This is a genomic window from Pseudomonas sp. UBA7500, from assembly GCF_002478435.1.
In the GTDB taxonomy this organism is placed as follows: Bacteria; Pseudomonadota; Gammaproteobacteria; order Pseudomonadales; family Pseudomonadaceae; genus Aquipseudomonas; species Aquipseudomonas palmensis.
Genome location: NZ_DLNW01000044.1, coordinates 218,065 through 236,400, shown reverse-complemented (window position 1 = coordinate 236,400; position 18,336 = coordinate 218,065). Strand labels below are relative to the sequence as shown.

The 18,336-nt window shown below is 63.3% G+C and carries 17 protein-coding genes; 9 read left to right on the top strand and 8 right to left on the bottom strand.

Features of this window, described 5'->3' with window-relative positions; translation table 11 throughout:
- Positions 1–6: 6 nt before the first annotated feature.
- Positions 7–924 (bottom strand): sulfate adenylyltransferase subunit CysD, encoded by a 918-nt coding sequence (gene cysD, locus B4I46_RS18205; RefSeq protein ID WP_054914845.1) that lies wholly within the window; start codon positions 922–924, stop codon positions 7–9.
- A 136-nt stretch (positions 925–1,060) separates the two neighbouring features.
- The gene (locus tag B4I46_RS18200; protein WP_043861018.1) at positions 1,061–1,819 is read right to left on the bottom strand and encodes a Nif3-like dinuclear metal center hexameric protein; all 759 of its coding nucleotides are present in this window, start codon (positions 1,817–1,819) and stop codon (positions 1,061–1,063) included.
- Positions 1,820–2,059: 240 nt separating this feature from the next.
- Between B4I46_RS18200 and algW the strand changes: the two genes are divergently transcribed.
- From algW to B4I46_RS18175, 5 genes are all read left to right on the top strand, one after another.
- Complete coding sequence (algW, locus tag B4I46_RS18195; protein WP_043861017.1) at positions 2,060–3,217, top strand: Do family serine endopeptidase AlgW; 1,158 nt, start codon at positions 2,060–2,062, stop codon at positions 3,215–3,217.
- 149 nt (positions 3,218–3,366) lie between these two features.
- A complete protein-coding gene (locus B4I46_RS18190; RefSeq protein WP_286901256.1) occupies positions 3,367–4,026 on the top strand; it encodes an alpha/beta hydrolase in 660 nt (219 codons plus the stop codon).
- A gap of 102 nt (positions 4,027–4,128) precedes the next feature.
- Entirely contained in the window at positions 4,129–5,595 is a 1,467-nt protein-coding gene (rhlB, locus tag B4I46_RS18185) for an ATP-dependent RNA helicase RhlB (RefSeq protein WP_043861027.1), read from the top strand.
- A gap of 196 nt (positions 5,596–5,791) precedes the next feature.
- Positions 5,792–6,736: an ornithine cyclodeaminase family protein gene (locus B4I46_RS18180; protein ID WP_286901255.1), complete on the top strand. Its 945-nt coding sequence runs from the start codon at positions 5,792–5,794 to the stop codon at positions 6,734–6,736.
- Positions 6,737–6,809: 73 nt separating this feature from the next.
- On the top strand, positions 6,810–7,436 hold the full coding sequence (locus tag B4I46_RS18175) for a helix-turn-helix transcriptional regulator (RefSeq protein WP_054914846.1): 627 nt from the start codon (positions 6,810–6,812) through the stop codon (positions 7,434–7,436).
- A 28-nt stretch (positions 7,437–7,464) separates the two neighbouring features.
- On the opposite strand, the gene B4I46_RS18170 is transcribed toward B4I46_RS18175, so the two are convergent.
- The 6 genes from B4I46_RS18170 to B4I46_RS18145 all read right to left on the bottom strand — a co-directional run bounded on the left by B4I46_RS18170 (position 7,465) and on the right by B4I46_RS18145 (position 12,534).
- Complete coding sequence (locus B4I46_RS18170) at positions 7,465–8,244, bottom strand: ABC transporter substrate-binding protein (RefSeq protein ID WP_078479512.1); 780 nt, start codon at positions 8,242–8,244, stop codon at positions 7,465–7,467.
- 177 nt (positions 8,245–8,421) lie between these two features.
- Entirely contained in the window at positions 8,422–8,868 is a 447-nt protein-coding gene (gene moaE / locus B4I46_RS18165) for a molybdopterin synthase catalytic subunit MoaE (RefSeq protein ID WP_286901252.1), read from the bottom strand.
- Between the two features lies 1 nt (position 8,869).
- Positions 8,870–9,115 (bottom strand): MoaD/ThiS family protein, encoded by a 246-nt coding sequence (locus tag B4I46_RS18160; RefSeq protein ID WP_078479511.1) that lies wholly within the window; start codon positions 9,113–9,115, stop codon positions 8,870–8,872.
- On the bottom strand, positions 9,112–9,585 hold the full coding sequence (gene moaC, locus B4I46_RS18155; RefSeq protein ID WP_058540865.1) for a cyclic pyranopterin monophosphate synthase MoaC: 474 nt from the start codon (positions 9,583–9,585) through the stop codon (positions 9,112–9,114). The genes B4I46_RS18160 and moaC overlap by 4 nt, the downstream gene beginning before the upstream one ends.
- A 98-nt stretch (positions 9,586–9,683) precedes the next feature.
- A complete protein-coding gene (locus B4I46_RS18150) occupies positions 9,684–11,078 on the bottom strand; it encodes a PhoH family protein (protein ID WP_286901250.1) in 1,395 nt (464 codons plus the stop codon).
- Positions 11,079–11,415: 337 nt separating this feature from the next.
- The gene (locus B4I46_RS18145; protein ID WP_286901248.1) at positions 11,416–12,534 is read right to left on the bottom strand and encodes a polysaccharide deacetylase family protein; all 1,119 of its coding nucleotides are present in this window, start codon (positions 12,532–12,534) and stop codon (positions 11,416–11,418) included.
- A 132-nt stretch (positions 12,535–12,666) separates the two neighbouring features.
- Between B4I46_RS18145 and yaaA the strand changes: the two genes are divergently transcribed.
- From yaaA to B4I46_RS18125, 4 genes are all read left to right on the top strand, one after another.
- The gene (gene yaaA / locus B4I46_RS18140) at positions 12,667–13,446 is read left to right on the top strand and encodes a peroxide stress protein YaaA (RefSeq protein ID WP_100633490.1); all 780 of its coding nucleotides are present in this window, start codon (positions 12,667–12,669) and stop codon (positions 13,444–13,446) included.
- A gap of 796 nt (positions 13,447–14,242) precedes the next feature.
- Positions 14,243–15,559, top strand: a complete 1,317-nt coding sequence (locus tag B4I46_RS18135; protein ID WP_043861007.1) for a nucleotide sugar dehydrogenase — start codon at positions 14,243–14,245, stop codon at positions 15,557–15,559.
- 62 nt (positions 15,560–15,621) lie between these two features.
- Positions 15,622–17,112 carry a mannuronan synthase gene (gene alg8, locus B4I46_RS18130; RefSeq protein ID WP_370409113.1) on the top strand — a complete coding sequence of 497 codons (1,491 nt, stop codon included), beginning with the start codon at positions 15,622–15,624 and terminating at the stop codon, positions 17,110–17,112.
- A 36-nt stretch (positions 17,113–17,148) separates the two neighbouring features.
- The gene (locus tag B4I46_RS18125; RefSeq protein WP_043861005.1) at positions 17,149–18,315 is read left to right on the top strand and encodes an alginate biosynthesis protein Alg44; all 1,167 of its coding nucleotides are present in this window, start codon (positions 17,149–17,151) and stop codon (positions 18,313–18,315) included.
- Positions 18,316–18,336 lie beyond the last annotated feature (21 nt).

Below are 18,336 nucleotides of genomic sequence, written 5' to 3'. Positions count from 1 at the left end.
CCTAACTTAGAAATAGCCCTGACGTTTCTTGTCTTCCATGGAACCTGCGCCATCGTGGTCGATGACGCGGCCCTGGCGCTCGGAAGTGCGCGTCAGGAGCATTTCCTGAATGATGTCGGTCAGGCTCTGGGCCTGCGACTCCACCGCGCCCGTCAACGGGTAGCAGCCAAGGGTACGGAAACGCACTTTCTTCTTGACGATGCGAGCCTTCTCTTCATCCGAGAGGTGCTCCAGGATGCGCTCGTCATCGATCATGATCAGGGTGCCGTTCTTCTCGATCACTTCGCGCTCGGCTGCAAAGTACAGCGGCACGATCGGGATGCCTTCGAGGTAGATGTACTGCCAGATATCCAGCTCGGTCCAGTTCGACAGCGGGAACACGCGAATCGACTCGCCCTTGTTGACCTTGCCGTTGTACACGTTCCACAGCTCTGGGCGCTGGTTCTTCGGGTCCCAGCGGTGCTTGCTGTCACGGAACGAGTACACGCGCTCCTTGGCCCGCGACTTCTCTTCGTCGCGCCGCGCGCCACCGAAGGCGGCGTCGAAGCCGTGCTTGTCGAGCGCCTGCTTGAGGCCCTCGGTCTTCATGATGTCGGTGTGCTTGGCACTGCCGTGGGTGAACGGATTGATGCCCTGGGCAACGCCATCGGGGTTGACGTGGGTGATCAGCTCCAGGCCCATTTCCTCGACCATCTTGTCGCGGAAGCTGTACATCTCCTGGAATTTCCACTGGGTGTCGACGTGCATCACCGGAAACGGCAGCTTGCCCGGGAAGAAGGCCTTGCGTGCCAGGTGCAGCATCACGGCCGAATCCTTGCCGATCGAGTACAGCATCACCGGGTTGTCGAACTCGGCGGCCACCTCACGAATGATGTGGATGCTCTCCGCCTCCAACTGTTTCAAATGCGTCAGCTTGTCGACCATGGCTACTCACGGAAAATCAATCTTATGGACGGCCAGCGGGCCGTGTTCGAGCGGGCCACTTTATCACAGCACCCGATTCTATTTAGGCAGGCTACTAGAACGAAACAGTATAAGAATATGCCTTGGCGTTTTAGCCTCAGATCGGGTTCGGGCAGTCGATGAACAGGTGTTCCAGAGCGAATCGACGTGCCAGGTAATCGCCCAGCGCCTGCACCCCGTAACGCTCGGTGGCGTGGTGGCCGGCGGCGATGAAGCTGATGCCGTTCTCGCGAGCACTGTGGAAAGTCTGTTCCGACGCCTCGCCGCTCAAGTACAGGTCGACCCCTGCGGCAATCGCCTGGTCGATGTAGCCCTGGCCGCCGCCGGTGCACCAGCCCACCCGGCGAATGACCTCGTCGCCTTCGATCAGCAGCGGTTCGCGGCCCATCACGTCGCTGACCTTGCGCGCGAAATCCCGCGCCGACATCGGTTCGGCCAGCGAGCCCACCAGGCCCACCACCCGCGGGTTGGCCGGGTCCAGCGGGCCCTCGACGGTGATGTCCAGCTGGCGCGCCAGCTGCACGTTGTTGCCCACCTCGGGGTGCAGGTCCAGCGGCAGGTGGTAGGCCAGCAGGCTCAGGTCGTGTTTGAGCAGGGTCTTGAGGCGGCGCTGCTTCATGCCGGTGATGCAGGGGTTCTCACCCTTCCAGAAGTAGCCGTGGTGCACCAGCACCAGGTCGGCGCCCGCCTCGACCGCAGCGTCCAGCAATGCCTGGCTGGCGGTGACGCCGGTGACGATGCGCGACACCTGCGGGTTGCCCTCGACCTGCAGGCCGTTGGGGCAGTAGTCCTGGATTTTTGCGCTGCCAAGGTAGCGATCGGCTTCCTCGACCAGGGTGCTCAGGGCAACAGCCATGCAAAGACTCCTCAATTCAGCGGTTCAGCGTGGCACAAGGCCTCGTATAATGGCCGCCATTATGAGCCGTCGACCGTTTTTGGGGAAACCGACGGCAACTGCCCGGGGGCGCGGCGCCATGACCGTCATGGCTCAACGTGATTTAGCAGTTCCTGCACGGGCCTTGCCGCAGTATGATCGCGCGCGTTCATCTACTCCCCACTGCGGCATCGGCTCTGGCCACCTCCCAGGATCCATCTCATGTTCAAGGCTCTGCGTTACTTTGCCTGGCCACTGGTCACCGGCGTACTGATCGCCCTGCTGGTCATCCAGCAATTTCCCCAATGGGTCGGCCTGCCCAGCCAGGACGTCAACCTGCAGCAGGCGCCGCAGACCACGCGGCTGATGCAGGGCCCCGTGTCGTATGCCGATGCGGTGAGCAATGCGGCCCCCGCAGTGGCCAACCTGTACACCACCAAGGTGGTCAACAAGACCGCGCACCCGCTGTTCGAAGACCCACAGTTCCGCCGCTTCTTCGGTGACAACCTGCCCAAGCAGCGGCGCTGGGAATCGAGCCTGGGCTCGGCGGTGATCATGAGCCCGGAGGGCTACCTGCTGACCAACAACCACGTGACCTCCGGCGCCGACCAGATCGTGGTGGCGCTCAAGGACGGCCGCGAGACCCTGGCACGGGTGATCGGCAGCGACCCGGAAACCGACCTGGCCGTGCTCAAGATCGACCTCAAGAACCTGCCCTCGATCACCATCGGGCGCTCGGACAACATCCATATCGGTGATGTGGCGCTGGCCATCGGCAACCCGTTCGGCGTCGGCCAGACGGTGACCATGGGCATCATCAGCGCCACCGGGCGCAACCAGCTGGGCCTGAACAACTACGAAGACTTCATCCAGACCGACGCGGCCATCAACCCGGGCAACTCCGGTGGCGCGCTGGTGGATGCCAATGGCAACCTGACCGGCATCAACACCGCGATCTTCTCCAAGTCCGGCGGCTCGCAGGGCATCGGCTTCGCCATCCCCACCAAGCTGGCGCTGGAGGTGATGAAGTCGATCATCGAGCATGGCCAGGTGATTCGCGGCTGGCTGGGCATCGAGGTGCAACCGCTGAGCCAGGAGCTGGCCGAGTCGTTCGGCATGCAGGGCCGGCCAGGCATCGTGGTGGCGGGCATCTTCCGCGACGGGCCGGCGCAGAAGGCCGGCCTGCAGCTGGGTGACGTGATTCTGAGCATCAATGGCGAACCGGCCGGCGATGGCCGGCGCTCGATGAACCAGGTGGCGCGGATCAAGCCCAACGACAAGGTGGCCATCGAAGTGGTGCGCAACGGCAAGCCGCTGAAGCTGATCGCCGAGATCGGCCTGCGTCCACCGCCTGCACCCGCGCCCAAGGAAGAGGACTGACCGCGCCGGCCTGACGCCGCATCGGCGCAGCACTGCGTGCGGCGGGTGATTGGCACAACCGACTGTTCTGTGACAGCCTTGCACGCAACGCCAGCGATGCCTTTTTTCAAGCACGCACCCCGGCCTGCGTGCACTTTTTCGGAGCAGTCATGACCAATCCCCTGATTCTCGAACCCCAGAAAACCGCCGACGCCTGTGTCATCTGGCTGCATGGCCTGGGCGCCGACCGCTACGACTTCATGCCGGTGGCCGAAGCCCTGCAGGAAGTACTGCTGAGCACGCGCTTCGTGATGCCGCAGGCACCCACCCAGCCGGTCACCATCAACCATGGCTACGCCATGCCCAGCTGGTACGACATCAAGGCGCTGACGCCGGGTGCACGCGCCATCGACGAAGCGCAACTCGACGCCTCGGCACAGGCGGTCATCGACCTGATCAAGCAGGAACAGGCCAAGGGCGTCGCCCTGTCGCGCATCATCCTCGCCGGCTTCTCCCAGGGCGGTGCAGTGGTTCTGCACACCGCCTATGTAAAGTGGCAGGAGACGCTGGGCGGGGTAATGGCCCTTTCCACCTACGCCCCGACCTTCACCGACAGCACCGTGCTCAGCGCCAGCCAGCAGCGCATTCCGGCGCTGTGCCTGCACGGCGTGTACGACCCGGTGGTCATCCCGTCCATGGGGCGTGCCGCCTTCGAGTACCTGAACAGCTGGGGCGTCACCGTGCAGTGGAAGGAATACCCGATGGAACACGCCGTGCTGCCCGAGGAAATCCAGGACATCGGCGCGTGGCTGATCGAGCGGCTGCGCTAAAAAACGCCTTGCCTGTAGTTGTCGGAGCAATCCACTACGCCGCGCCCGAATCTTGCATTACACTGGCCGGCGTACATTCCTTAACCAATTGATGAGATGACCGTGCTCAAAGCACTCAAGAAGATGTTCGGAAAGAGCGAGGTTGAGCAACTCGCCACCGAAAGCGTTGCTACCGTGCAGCCGCCCGCAGCACCCAAGGCCCCGGCTCCCGCCGCGCCGCTCAAGGCTCAGACCGAAGCCGCCGCGCCAGCGCGCGCCGAAAAGCCGGTGGAAAAACCCCTGGAGCAACCGGCGAGCAAACCGGTCGAGGCCAAGCCGCGCCGCGAGCGCAAGCCAAAACCCCAGGCCAGCACCTGGAAACTGGAAGACTTTGTGGTGGAACCGCAAGAGGGCAAGACCCGCTTCCACGACTTCAAGCTCTCGCCCGAGCTGATGCATGCCATCCACGACCTGGGCTTCCCGTACTGCACGCCGATCCAGGCCGAAGTACTGGGCTTCACCCTGCGTGGCAAGGATGCGATCGGCCGGGCCCAGACCGGCACCGGCAAGACCGCCGCGTTCCTGATCTCGATCATCAGCCAGCTGCAACAGACCCCGCCGCCCAAAGAGCGCTACATGGGCGAGCCGCGGGCGCTGATCATCGCCCCTACCCGCGAACTGGTGGTGCAGATCGCCAAGGACGCCGCCGAGCTGACCAAGTACACCGGCCTGAACGTGATGACGTTCGTCGGTGGCATGGACTTCGACAAGCAGCTCAAGGCCCTTGAGGCACGCCACTGCGACATCCTGGTGGCCACCCCGGGTCGCCTGCTGGACTTCAACCAGCGCGGTGAAGCGCACCTGGACATGGTCGAGGTGCTGGTGCTGGACGAAGCCGACCGCATGCTCGACATGGGCTTCATCCCGCAGGTTCGCCAGATCATCCGCCAGACCCCGCCCAAGAGCGAGCGCCAGACGCTGCTGTTCTCGGCCACCTTCACCGAAGACGTGATGAACCTGGCGCAACAGTGGACCACCGACCCGGCCATCGTCGAGATCGAGCCGGAGAACGTTGCCAGCGAAACCGTCGAGCAGCATGTGTATGCGGTAGCCGGTGCCGACAAGTACAAGCTGCTGTACAACCTGGTGACCGAGAACAAGTGGGAGCGGGTCATCGTGTTCGCCAACCGCAAGGACGAGGTGCGCCGTATCGAGGAGCGCCTGGTGCGTGACGGCGTGAATGCCGCGCAATTGTCGGGCGATGTGCCGCAGCACAAGCGCATCAAGACCCTGGAGAATTTCCGCGAAGGCCGGGTCACCGTGCTGGTGGCCACCGATGTGGCCGGTCGCGGGATCCACATCGACGGCATCAGCCACGTGATCAACTTCACCCTGCCCGAAGACCCGGACGACTACGTGCACCGTATCGGCCGTACCGGCCGTGCGGGTACCAGTGGCGTGTCGATCAGCTTCGCCGGTGAGGATGATTCGTACCAGTTGCCGGGTATCGAGGCATTGCTGGGGCGCAAGATCAGTTGCGAGACCCCGCCGACCGAGCTGCTCAAGCCGGTGGCGCGCAAGCATCACTGAGTCGATTGATGGACAGAAAACGCAGCCCTCGCCGGCTGCGTTTTTTTTGCGTTGACCGGGCTGGCTCATCGCGGGTCAAGCCCGCTCCCACAGCGACAACAGTAATGATTGTGGGGGGCAGGCTCGACCCGCGATAGGGTTGGCGCAATTAAACTATTTGTCCATAATAGACAAAATAGTTCAAATGGAGCGCCACATGTCTACCCCACGCGTGATCGACCAGCCCCTGGCCCGCCAACTGCTCGCGCAGGTGGACGTGCCGCAGATCCTGCGCAAGCTGTTCCGTGACCTGGCCGCCGGCCAGGCCGTGCAGCCGCCGCAACAGCTGGTGGAGTTCCCGGCCGGCAGGGGCGACTTCATCAACTACGGCGGGGTGCTCGCCGAAGACCGCGTCTACGGCGTCAAGACCTCGCCCTACATCGTGCGCGAAGGCGCGCCGCTGATCACCGCCTGGACATTGCTGATGTCCATGGACAGCGGCCAGCCACTGCTATTGTGCGACGCCGGCGAACTGACCACCGCACGCACCGCTGCCACCACCGCCGTCGCGGTCGACGCCCTGGCCCCCACCAGCGCCAGGCGCCTGACCGTGATCGGCAGCGGCCCCATCGCCCAGGCCCACCTGCACTATGTACGCGGCGTGCGCGACTGGCAGGACATCCGCCTGCACTCGCCAGGCCTCAAGGATAAAAGCGCCGAGCAGCGCGAAGCCCTCGGTGCACTCGACCCGCGCCTGGGCCTGGTGGACGACCTGCAATCAGCACTGCACGACGCCGACGTGATCATGCTGTGCACCTCGTCGGCAAAGCCTGTGATCGACCCGCGCCAGCTGAGCAAGCCGGCCCTGATCACCTCGATCAGCACCAACGCGGTACGCGCCCACGAAGTGCCGCCCGAGTGCCTGACCGACATGGACGTGTACTGCGACTACCGCCTGACCACACCCGGCTCGGCCGGCGAGATGCGCATCGCCAGCGAGCAGCACGGCTGGCAGGCCGACGCCATCATCGGCGACCTGGCCCAGTTGCTCAGCGAGCAGGCGCCGCGCCCGACCTACCAGCGCCATGCCTTCTTCCGCTCCATCGGCCTGGGCCTGGAAGACATCGCCCTGGCCAACGCCCTGTACCGCCTGCACGGGTGACGCCCGCCCGCGTTTGCGGCACACTCCCAGCGCCCTTCGCCTAGGGCGCTGACACCGCCTGGAGCCCGCCTGCATGCCGATACCGCCCCACGACCCCGCCCTGAGCAACTTTCGCGCGATTGCCGACGCCATCGCCACGCTGTTCTTCCCCCACGCCGAGGTGGTGCTGCACGACCTGCGCAGCCAGAAGATCGACTACATCGCCAATAACCTGTCCAAGCGCGAGATCGGCGACGATGCGGCCCTGGAAGACATGTTCGAGGCAGGTACCGACGAAACCAACATCGGCCCCTACGAAAAGCTCAATTGGGACGGGCAGAAGATCCGCTCGCTCAGCACCGTGCTGCGCGACGCCCAGGGCAAGCCGCAGGCCGTGCTGTGCATCAACCTGAACATCTCGATGTTCGAAAACGCCAAGGCGGCGCTGGACCTGTTTCTCTCGCCCACCCGGCTGATCGCCCAGCCCGACGCGCTGTTTCGCGATGACTGGCAGGAGCGCATCAACACGTTTCTCAACAGCTGGCTGCGCGAGCGCCAGCTGGCACTGAGCAACCTGAATCGCGACCACAAGCGCGAACTGGTGCTGGCTCTGCACGCCGAGGGTGCGTTTCGCGGCAAGAGCGCCGCCAACTACGTGGCCAACGTGCTGAACATGGGCCGGGCCACGGTGTACAAGCACCTCAAGGAGCTCAAGGCCTGAACGAACTCAGGCCTCGGGCAGGCGACGGTCAGTCGCCGTAGATGTCGGACTTGAAGTACTTGGCCTGGATCTTCTGGTACTCGCCATTGGCGCGAATGGCGTCGATGGCCGCGTTCAGCTGGGCGACCAGTTCGGCGTTGCCCTTGCGCACCGCGATCCCGGCGCCCTCACCCACGTACTTGGGGTCTTTCAGCTCTGGCCCGACAAACCCGTAACCCTTGCCCTTGGGCGTCTCCAAGAAGCCCTGTTCAAGCGGGATGGTGTCGGCGAACACACCGTCCAGGCGACCGGCCACCAGGTCCATGAAGATTTCCTCGTTGCTGGTGTAGCGCACGATCTCGATGCCCTTGGGCACCAGTTCCGCAGTCACATAGCGGTCGGTGGTGGTCGCGCGCTGCACGCCGATGCGCTTGCCCTTGAGGTTGGCGAAGTCGTCATCGACCTGGCTGCCGACCTTCATGGCCAGGCGTGCGGAGGTGAAGTAGTACTTGTGGGTGAAGTCCACCGACTTCTTGCGGTCTTCGGTGATGGTGATCGACGACAGGGCGGCGTCGATCTTCTTGACCTTGAGCGACGGGATCAGGCCGTCGTATTCCTGTTCGGTCCACTGGCACTTGACCTGCATCTGCGCACACAGGGCGTTGCCGATGTCGTAGTCGAAGCCACTGATAGCGCCGTCGGCGGTCTTGAACGCGAACGGTGGGTAGGCGGCTTCGATACCGATGCGCAGGGTCTTTTCAGCGGCGAACGACGGGGCGGCGGCAAACAGGCTCAACGCCAGCGCGGCCAACAGGGATGGGGTTTTCATCAGCGGTCTCTCTCGCTCGTTGTTGGGGTGTGTTGCAAGACAGAGGAAAAAGCGGCGGGCACAAGGCAGCCTGGAACTATTTTGTACTTATAATTCCATACTGGACTTTTGTGTATTAATTTTCAACCGATTCGCGGCACCGCACCGTTGCAGGAGCCAGCCTTGCCGGCGGCGCGTCTACCAACGCCCCGCCGCGTCCGCATCACTCTGGCGCCCCTCGACCCAGCGCGGCCCCTCGCCGGTCTGCTCCTTCTTCCAGAACGGCGCGCGGGTCTTGAGATAGTCCATCACGAAGTCGCACGCCTGGAACGCCGCCTGCCGGTGCGCACTGGCTACACCCACGAACACGATCGGCTCGCCCGGCTGCAATGCGCCGATACGGTGCAGCACTTCGACCTTGAGCAAAGGCCAGCGCTGCTCGGCCTCCAGCACGATCTTGGCCAGGGCCTTTTCGGTCATGCCCGGGTAATGCTCCAGGAACATCCCCGCCACCTCGCGACCGTCGTTGAAGTCGCGCACATAGCCGACAAACGACACCACCGCGCCCACCCCGACGTTGGCCGCGTGCATCGCATTGGTCTCGGCGCCGGGGTCGAACGCGCCGGCATGCACTCGAACGCCCACCTCAGCCCCCGGTCACGGGCGGAAAGAACGCCACTTCGTCGCCGTCGGCCACCGGCTCCTCGAGCCTGCACAACTCCTGGTTGCGCGCGCACATCAGGTTCTGCTCGCCCAGCATCGCGTACCCCTCCCCGCGTGCCAGCAGGGCCTTGCGCACATCGTCGACGCTGTCGAACAGCCCGTCGAGGCGTTCGCCGTCGCTGCCCAGCGCCTCGCGATACCGCGCGAAATACACCACGTCGATGTTCATGGCGCCTCCACCTGGTAGTGCCCGCTCTTGCCGCCCAGTTTTTCCAGCACACGCACGCTGTGGATGGTCATGCCCCGGTCCACCGCCTTGCACATGTCGTAGATAGTCAGCGCCGCCACACTGGCGGCCGTCAGGGCCTCCATCTCGACGCCGGTCTGCCCGGCCAGCTTGCAGCGCGCCACGATATGCACCGTGTCGTCGCCTTCGCCAGTCAGCTCGAGCTTGACGCTGGTGAGCATCAACGGGTGGCACAGCGGGATCAGATCGCTGGTCTTCTTTGCCGCCTGGATGCCGGCAATGCGCGCCACGGCAAACACGTCGCCCTTGGGGTGGCCGCCAGCCACGATCATCTGCAAGGTTTGCGGGAGCATGCGCACCCGCGCTTCGGCCACCGCCTCGCGCGAGGTGACGGCTTTGTCGGTGACGTCGACCATGTTGGCCCGACCTTGGGAATCGAGATGAGTCAGCACAGGGTTACTCCTGATCAGGAGCACCGATTGTAAACCCAGGGGTCAACATTAGGCAGCGGAAAAAACCGGGCGGCACAAGGCCGCCCGGTGGGCAGGGGTTACAGGTGGGATTCGGCGTATTCGGCCAGGACCGAACGCGGCACGCCCTGCAGGGTGATGTGCACGCCGTTGGGGAAGTCCTTGAAGCGCTCGGTCAGGTAGGTCAGGCCCGAGCTGGTGGCGGACAGGTAAGGGGTGTCGATCTGCGCCAGGTTGCCCAGGCAGATCACCTTGGAACCGGCCCCGGCACGGGTGATGATGGTCTTCATCTGGTGCGGGGTGAGGTTCTGGCATTCGTCGATCAGGATCAGGCTCTGCTGGAAGCTGCGACCGCGAATGTAGTTGAGCGACTTGAACTGCAACGGCACGCGCTCGAGGATGTACTCGACGCTGCCATGGGTGTTTTCGTCGTCCATGTGCAAGGCTTCGAGGTTGTCGGTGATCGCCCCCAGCCAGGGCTCCATTTTTTCCGCTTCGGTGCCCGGCAGGAAGCCGATTTCCTGGTCCAGCCCCTGCACGCTGCGGGTGGCGATGATGCGCCGATAGCGCTTGCTGACCATGGTCTGCTCGATGGCTGCGGCCAGTGCCAGGATGGTCTTGCCCGAACCTGCGGCACCGGTGAGGTTGACCAGGTGGATGTCGGGGTCGAGCAGGGCGAACAGCGCCAGGCCCTGATGGATGTCACGCGGTTTCAGGCCCCAGGCTTCCTGGTGCAGCAGTGGCTCCTGATGCAGGTCGAGCAGCAGCAACTCGCTGTCACGGATGCCCTTGACCCAGCCGACGAAGCCCTGCTCGTCGATGATGAACTCGTTGATGTGAACCGCCGGCAGGTTGTCGGCCAGCTGCACGCGGTGCCAGGTGCGCCCGCGCTCCTGGCGGGTCTCGACCTTGTTGACGCGGTCCCAGAACGAGCCGCTGACCGAATGGTAGCCCTTGGGCAGCAACGAAACGTCGTCGACCAGCTGATCGGTACTGTAGTCCTCGGCGGCGATACCGCAGGCGCGGGCCTTGAGGCGCATGTTGATGTCTTTGGTCACCAGCACCACGTCCAGTTCCTCACGCCGGCTACGCAGCTCGAGCAACTGGTTGATGATGATGTTGTCGTTGAGGTGTTCTGGCAGCAGCCGGTTGGGTTCGGCGCGTGGGGTCATCAGGATCGACAGGAAGCCCTTGGGGCCGCTCTTGCCGCGCTGGATCGGTACGCCCTGCTCGACATCCTCGGGCGTGGCATCGCCCAGGGTCTGGTCGATCAGACGAATGGCCTGGCGGCATTCGGCGGCGATCGTGTGTTTGCCGGTCTTGAGTTTGTCGAGCTCCTCGAGCACGGTCATCGGCAGCGCGACGTGGTGTTCCTCGAAATTCAGCAAGGCGTTCGGATCGTGAATCAGAACATTGGTATCGAGCACGTAAAGGATTGGCTGGTTGGAAGAAACGTTACGTCCTTGATCATCCATACTCGGTCACCTTTGTAGGGGCCAGACGACGCAATACCTGGGCGGTGCTGCGCCGCGAAGTGACCGCCGGTCTCCCCCTGGCCGCGTCGTTACGGTAGGGAAGCTGCGAACAAAGGAGGGGCCATTAGTACGCCACCTGTGCTGCAGGGTTCGGCGGTCTGACTTCTTGATACCGCAAAACCCGTGACGATAAAAAGCGTTTTTACGTTTTTTTGAAGTTTATTTTTCGTTGTGCGGTCAAGCCCTTGGCGTGAGCCGCAAGCACCACTACAGTTAATGATCAAACCCCGATGAACGCCTGGCGATTTTTTCCGCCGGGTGCCGCCGCGCCCAGCGATTACGGGGTTTCGGCGAATTCCCGGCAGTCGCCCCAGCCAATCCCGCTCTGGGCCGTGTGCTGCAGCAACCAGTCGATCGCCGCCTGGGCCCTGGGCTGGCCGTCATGAAACTGGATCACCCCGCGGCGCCACAGCAGCATCAGGCTCAGCACCCGCTGCGCCGACTGCTCGGCATTCAACCCGGCCTGGTCCTGAGCGTCGATATCCCACAACATCACCTGCAGCTGCTGGCCGGCAAAAAACGCTGCACTGTCGGCGCGGCGCTGCCCGTAGGGCGGGCGAAACAGCGGCACGAATGCCTCGGGCAGGCTGCTCTGTACCAATGCCCGGCTGGAGACCACCGAGTCCTGCCAGCCGGTCCACTGCGCATGCGAGCTGTACTGCCAGCCCTGCAACCCCACGCACTGCCCGGCATACAGTTGCTGCAGCGCCGCCGCCGAGGTCTGGTCGCGGCGCGCCTGCAGGTTCTTGCCCACCACGAAGAACAGCCCGCCAAGCTTCTGCCGGCGCAGGTAGTCGGTCAGCGCCTCGGTAGCCGGCCCCGGGCCGCCATCGAAGCTGAGCACGAACAGCCGGTCGTTGAGTGCCTGGCCATCGCGCTCCTGGTCGGAAAACCGCTCCACCTCGCTGGAGGTCTGGGTAAACAGCGCCGCCTTGCGCAACTGCTCGTTCAGGTAGTACTCGTGAAAACGTCGGCTTGGCTGCGCCCAACCGGCGTAGAACGAATCGTCTTCAACACTGAACTTGCCCGCCTGCTGGCGCAGGTCCGGCAGGCTGTCGATGGCGTAGCAGAACGAGGCGTCCTGCTCGCAGCTCTGCTGGGCCAGGTCATAGTTGCGCCACAGCCGCTGCCACAGGCGCTGACGCAAGGCATTCAGCGTCACCAGGTTGACCTGGCGAAGGTTCAGGCGCTCGGCCAGCTGCGCCTCGCTCAGGGCCTCGCTGTCATACAGCACGCGGGCAAAGCTGAGGATTTCGGCACGCGAGGCCACATCGAACAGGGCCGGGCTGTCGAGTTGTTCGGGCCACACGCTGCGGTCGAACCGGGCCAGCTCGATCGGGGCAGCGTGCACCAGCGTGCTCAGCAGGCCGGCCAGTAAAAGAAGGGCTATGCGCACGATCACACTCTCCATTTTCTCGCCGCGCACTATAGCGCCAAGCGCCGCCAGGGTCTTGGCTATTGGCGCGATAGCTGGAGATCGGCGCCCCCCGCCCGTAGAATCGACGCCACGATTCAAGGAGCCGACCTCATGCTGACGGTGATCTCACCCGCCAAGACCCTCGATTACGACACCCCGCCCGTTACCCAGCGGCACACCCTGCCGCAATACCTGGACGACTCCCAGGAACTGATCCTGCAACTGCGCGAACTTTCGCCGCAGCAGATCAGCGACCTGATGCACCTCTCGGACAAGCTGGCCGGCCTCAATGCCGCGCGCTTCGGCAGCTGGACCCCGAACTTCACCCCGGCCAACGCCAAGCAGGCGCTGCTGGCGTTCAAGGGCGACGTGTACACCGGCCTGGATGCACAGAGCCTGAGCGAAGACGACTTCACCTATGCCCAGCAGCACCTGCGCATGCTGTCGGGGCTGTACGGCCTGCTGCGTCCGCTGGACCTGATGCAGCCCTACCGGCTGGAGATGGGCACCAAGCTGGCCAACGCCCGCGGCAAGGACCTCTACGCCTTCTGGGGCACGCGCATCAGCGAGTGGCTGAACCAGGCGCTGGCCGAACAAGGCGACGACCTGCTGCTGAACCTGGCCAGCAACGAGTACTTCTCGGCGGTCAAGCGCAGCGCGTTGAAGGCGCGGGTGATCAACACCGAGTTTCGCGACTTCAAGAATGGCCAGTACAAGATCATCAGTTTCTATGCCAAGAAGGCGCGGGGCATGATGACCCGCTTCGTGACCCAGGAGCGCATCAACGACCCCGAGCGGCTCAAGCAGTTCGACGTGCAGGGCTACTACTACAGTGCCGAGCAGTCCAAACCGGACAACCTGGTGTTCCTGCGCGACCACCCGGCCGAGTAGAAAGCATCGCGGGTCACCCCGCTCCCCCCGGGATCACCTGAATCCTTGCGGGCGCGGGCTTGACTCGCGATGGCGTCCTCACAGCCCGCCAGGCGCCAATCCCGTGGCGCCAAAAAACCACCCCCTCTAGCCCTATCGCCAAACGTCATAAGACCGTTCGTAGTTTTCTGACGAAATATCCTGAAATTTTTTTTCATGCTGGCATAAAAACATCCCTCTCCAAGTTTGCCCTACAGACACGGGACGAAACTGCCGTGTGCTATCAAAGTGAAAGTATCGTCAACTGTTGAAATATTAAAAAATCCTTCACGGCGACTCGGGCGAGCCTGGAACTTATCCCCTTGAGGCTCGCTCATACCACCGGTACGGATTATCTCGTGATGGATGTGAGAGATGACGTACATGACAAATGGACAGTATCAGGAAGTTTTGAAAGCACTTTTTTGTCCGCGCAATTGTTCGACAAGATTACGCGTCCAAACCAGGAGAGAGCACCCTTAAAAATCGTCCTAGTGGTTGATTTCAAAGGATTTAATCCACTTGAAATAACAAGCACAGCAGTACGCGCAGTGGGTACTGCAATAAAGACGGATACCGTCCAGGGCTCACCCCCTAATGTAAATGGCCATTAGCCGCCAACTTGAGTGCCGTTTATTTTTCGCACTCCAATTTAATTTGCCTGCCGGCAGTTAGCGGTTTAACCGTGACACTTCCGTGCACCCTGAATTTGCTGGTCAACCAACCCGGTCTGGCGCTTAGTTGTGCGCCGACATGATAAACACATGAGGTGAATGCGATGCGTATCAGCATCTTTGGTTTGGGTTATGTAGGTGCGGTCTGTGCGGGCTGCCTGTCTGCCCGGGGCCATGAAGTGATCGGCGTGGATGTATCGGCGACCAAGATCGACCTGATCAACCAGGGCAAATCCCCCATCGTGGAACCGGGCCTCGAAGCCCTGTTGCAGCAAGGCATTGCCAACCAGCGCCTGCGGGGCACCACCGATTTTGCCCAGGCCATTCGCGACAGCGACGTGTCGATGATCTGCGTCGGTACGCCGAGCAAGAAGAACGGCGACCTGGGCCTGGAATACATCGAGTCGGTGTGCCGCGAAATCGGTCTGGTACTGCGCGACAAGAGCAGCCGCCACACCATCGTGGTGCGCAGCACCGTACTGCCGGGCACCGTCAAGAACGTGGTGATCCCGATTCTCGAAGACTGCTCGGGCAAGAAGGCCGGCGTCGATTTCGGCGTGGCGGTCAACCCCGAGTTCCTGCGCGAAAGCACCGCGATCAAGGACTACGACCAGCCGCCGATGACTGTCATCGGCGAACTCGACCGCGCCAGCGGCGACGTGCTGCAGGCCCTCTACGAAGAGCTCGACGCCCCGATCATCCGCAAGGACATCGAAGTGGCCGAGATGATCAAGTACACCTGCAACGTGTGGCACGCCACCAAGGTCACCTTCGCCAACGAGATCGGCAACATCGCCAAGGCCTGCGGCGTCGATGGCCGCGAAGTGATGGAAGTGGTGTGCCAGGACAAGGCCCTGAACCTGTCGCAGTACTACATGCGCCCAGGCTTCGCCTTCGGCGGCTCGTGCCTGCCCAAGGACGTGCGCGCCCTCACCTACCGCGCCGGCAGCCTGGACGTGAAGGCGCCGCTGCTCAACTCGCTGATGACCAGCAACGAGTCCCAGGTGCAGAACGCCTTCGACATCATCGAAAGCCACGACAAGCGCAAGGTTGCCCTGCTGGGCCTGAGCTTCAAGGCCGGCACCGACGACCTGCGCGAGAGCCCGCTGGTGGAACTGGCCGAACGCCTGATCGGCAAGGGCTACGAGCTCAACATCTACGACAGCAACGTCGAGTACGCCCGCGTGCACGGCGCCAACAAGGACTACATCGAGTCGAAGATCCCCCACGTCTCGTCCCTGCTCAACGCCGACTTCGAGCAAGTGATCAACCACGCCGACGTGATCGTGCTGGGTAACCGCGACGAGAAGTTCCGTGCGCTGGCGCAACAGGCCCCGGCCGGCAAGCAGGTCATCGACCTGGTCGGCTTCATGGGCAAGCCGACCTGCCCCACCAGCCGCACCGAAGGCATCTGCTGGTAACAGCAGCCACTGCACGGGGTCGCCCCAGCCCCGTGCAGTTCCTTCCCATTCATTCGCTACGGATGCACACCATGCAAAGGCTCAAGCACGGCCTGCTACAGGTCGCCGGATGGCTGTTCTACGTGAGCCTGCTCATGCTGATCGCCCTGGCCTTGCCCAAGACCGTTTTCGACCCCGACTCCAAGGACTTCATCTTCCTCATCGGCGCTGTCGGAATCTGGCGTTATTCCATGGGTGCCACGCACTTCGTGCGGGGCATGCTGTTCCTCTACATCGTCTACCCGATGCTGCGACGCAAGGTGCGCAAACTGGGCAGCGCGGCCGACCCGTCACACGTGTACCTGATGGTCACCAGCTTTCGCATCGACGCCCTGACCACCGCGCAGGTGTACAGCTCGGTGATCCGCGAGGCAATCGACTGCGGCTACCCCACCACCGTGGTCTGCTCGCTGGTGGAAATGAGCGACGAACTGCTGGTGAAAAGCCTGTGGGCCAAGTTCAACCCGCCCGACCGCGTGGCGCTGGACTTCGTGCGCATCGCCGGCACCGGCAAGCGTGACGGCCTGGCCTACGGCTTTCGCGCCATCTCGCGCCACCTGCCCGACGAGAACGCAGTGGTCGCGGTGATCGACGGCGACACCGTGCTCGGCGAAGGCGTGGTGGCCAAGACCGTGCCCTGGTTCAAGCTCTACCCGAATGTCGGTGGCCTGACCACCAACGAATTCTGCGAAGTGCGCGGCGGCTACATCATGAGCGAGTGGCACAAGCTGCGCTTTGCCCAGCGCCACATCAACATGTGCTCGATGGCCCTGTCCAAGCGCGTGCTGACCATGACCGGGCGCATGTCGGTGTTCCGCGCCGCCGTGGTGACCAACCCCGAGTTCATCAAGGACGTCGAGAACGACTCGCTGCAGCACTGGCGCCTGGGCCGCTTCAAGTTCCTCACCGGCGACGACAAGTCCAGCTGGTTCAGCCTCATGCGCCTGGGCTACGACACGTTCTACGTGCCGGATGCGGCGATCAACACGGTCGAGCACCCGCCGGAAAAGAGCTTCATCAAGGCCAGCCGCAAGCTGATGTACCGCTGGTACGGCAACAACCTGCGCCAGAACTCCCGCGCCCTGGGCCTGGGCGTTCGCCGCCTCGGCCTGTTCACCAGCGTGGTGCTGTTCGACCAGCGCGTGTCGATGTGGACCAGCCTGCTCGGGCTCACCGTGGCGCTGATCGCCAGCCTCAAGTTCGGCCCTGCCTTCCTGCTGGTGTACCTGCTGTGGATCGGCATCACCCGCCTGATCCTGACCCTGATGCTGATGTGCTCGGGGCATGCCATCGGCCCGGCCTACCCACTGATTCTCTATTACAACCAGATCGTCGGCGCAATCATGAAGATCTACGTGTTCTTCCGCCTCGACAAGCAGTCCTGGACCCGCCAGCCCACTGCGCTCAAACGCGACCTCGCGAGCTTTCAACAATGGTTCAACACCTGGTCTTCGCGGACCATGACCTTCTCGGCAGCCAGCATCTTCGTCGCTGTGCTGTTCATGGTCGTGTGAGCCGCCGCCCTACGGAATAAACAGGAACATATCGCCATGAATACCGCCGTGAATGCCAATGTCGTGCATGAGTCCGAAGCCCAGCGTCAGCACGCCCGGGTAAAGATCCCCGCCAAGCTGCGCTACCTGGGGGCCAACCGCGAGACCCTCGAAGTCAAGGTCGAGGACCTCTCGGCCGGTGGCCTGAGCTTCTACACCCGCCACCCGCTGAAGGTCGGCGAAGTGGTGCGCGGCCGCCTGCAGTTCGTGGTCGACAACCTGGGCCTGGCCATCGACATCGAGTTCCAGGTGCGCTCGCACAACGTCGCCGACGGTCGTACCGGCGTGCAGTTCCAGAACCTGGAACAGCGCGACATCGCCACCCTGCGCCACATCATCACCTCGCACCTGTCGGGCGAGCTGATCAGCATCGGCGACGTGCTCAGCACCCTGCAACGCGACAACTTCACCAAGGCGCGCAAGCAGAAGGACACCGGCGGCGGCCTGAGCGCCTTCGGCCGCCTGCGTGCGGTCACCTTCAGCCTCGGCGTGTTCGTGGTTGGCGTGGCCGCGTTCGGCTTCATCGCCAAGTCGGTGTACGGCCTGTACTTCGTCAGCCATGCCGAGGCCGGGGTGGTCAGCGTCCCCACCACCAACGTCACCATGCCGCGCGACGGCACCGTGCAGAGCCTGGTGAAGGCGGACGGCCCGGTGGTCAAGGGCGCGCCGCTGGCCTCGTTCAACACCAGCATGCTCGACCTGCTCAAGGGCCACCTGGACGACCAGCAACTGGAGCCGGCGCGGGTCGAGGAACTGTTCGGCAAGCAGCTCAGCGGCACCCTCACCAGCCCGTGCGACTGCGTGGTGGCCAGGCAGCTGGTGGATGACGGGCAATACGCGAGCAAGGGCGCAGTGATCTTCCAGCTGATCCCGCGCACCACCAACCCGATCATCGAAGCCCGTTTCAGCTACCGCCAGTTCGACGAAGTGCAGCCCGGCACCCGCGTCAACTTCCAGGTGGCCGGCGAAGACGACGTGCGCCAGGGTCGCATCGTCAGCAGCACCAGCCAGAACAGCGACGACCTGTCTTCGGACATTCGCGTGCAGATCAAGCCGGATGCGCCGATGCCCAGCGAGCTGGCCGGGCGCCCGGTGTCGGTCAACAGCGACCGGGGCCCGTCGATGGACTGGCTGATCGACAAGGCCGTGGCCCGTGGGCTTTGAAGAGGACATGCCGGTGACTAC

Excerpts from the sequence above, each read along its gene's own strand:
- B4I46_RS18150 (WP_286901250.1), bottom strand. The coding sequence starts at position 11,078 with ATGGATGATCAAGGACGTAACGTTTCTTCCAACCAGCCAATCCTTTAC.
- B4I46_RS18180 (WP_286901255.1), top strand. The coding sequence starts at position 5,792 with ATGTCTACCCCACGCGTGATCGACCAGCCCCTGGCCCGCCAACTGCTC.
- B4I46_RS18125 (WP_043861005.1), top strand. The coding sequence starts at position 17,149 with ATGAATACCGCCGTGAATGCCAATGTCGTGCATGAGTCCGAAGCCCAG.
- B4I46_RS18160 (WP_078479511.1), bottom strand. The coding sequence starts at position 9,115 with ATGAACATCGACGTGGTGTATTTCGCGCGGTATCGCGAGGCGCTGGGC.
- alg8 (WP_370409113.1), top strand. The coding sequence starts at position 15,622 with ATGCACACCATGCAAAGGCTCAAGCACGGCCTGCTACAGGTCGCCGGA.
- algW (WP_043861017.1), top strand. The coding sequence starts at position 2,060 with ATGTTCAAGGCTCTGCGTTACTTTGCCTGGCCACTGGTCACCGGCGTA.
- B4I46_RS18190 (WP_286901256.1), top strand. The coding sequence starts at position 3,367 with ATGACCAATCCCCTGATTCTCGAACCCCAGAAAACCGCCGACGCCTGT.
- B4I46_RS18175 (WP_054914846.1), top strand. The coding sequence starts at position 6,810 with ATGCCGATACCGCCCCACGACCCCGCCCTGAGCAACTTTCGCGCGATT.
- cysD (WP_054914845.1), bottom strand. The coding sequence starts at position 924 with ATGGTCGACAAGCTGACGCATTTGAAACAGTTGGAGGCGGAGAGCATC.
- yaaA (WP_100633490.1), top strand. The coding sequence starts at position 12,667 with ATGCTGACGGTGATCTCACCCGCCAAGACCCTCGATTACGACACCCCG.
- B4I46_RS18170 (WP_078479512.1), bottom strand. The coding sequence starts at position 8,244 with ATGAAAACCCCATCCCTGTTGGCCGCGCTGGCGTTGAGCCTGTTTGCC.
- B4I46_RS18135 (WP_043861007.1), top strand. The coding sequence starts at position 14,243 with ATGCGTATCAGCATCTTTGGTTTGGGTTATGTAGGTGCGGTCTGTGCG.
- B4I46_RS18200 (WP_043861018.1), bottom strand. The coding sequence starts at position 1,819 with ATGGCTGTTGCCCTGAGCACCCTGGTCGAGGAAGCCGATCGCTACCTT.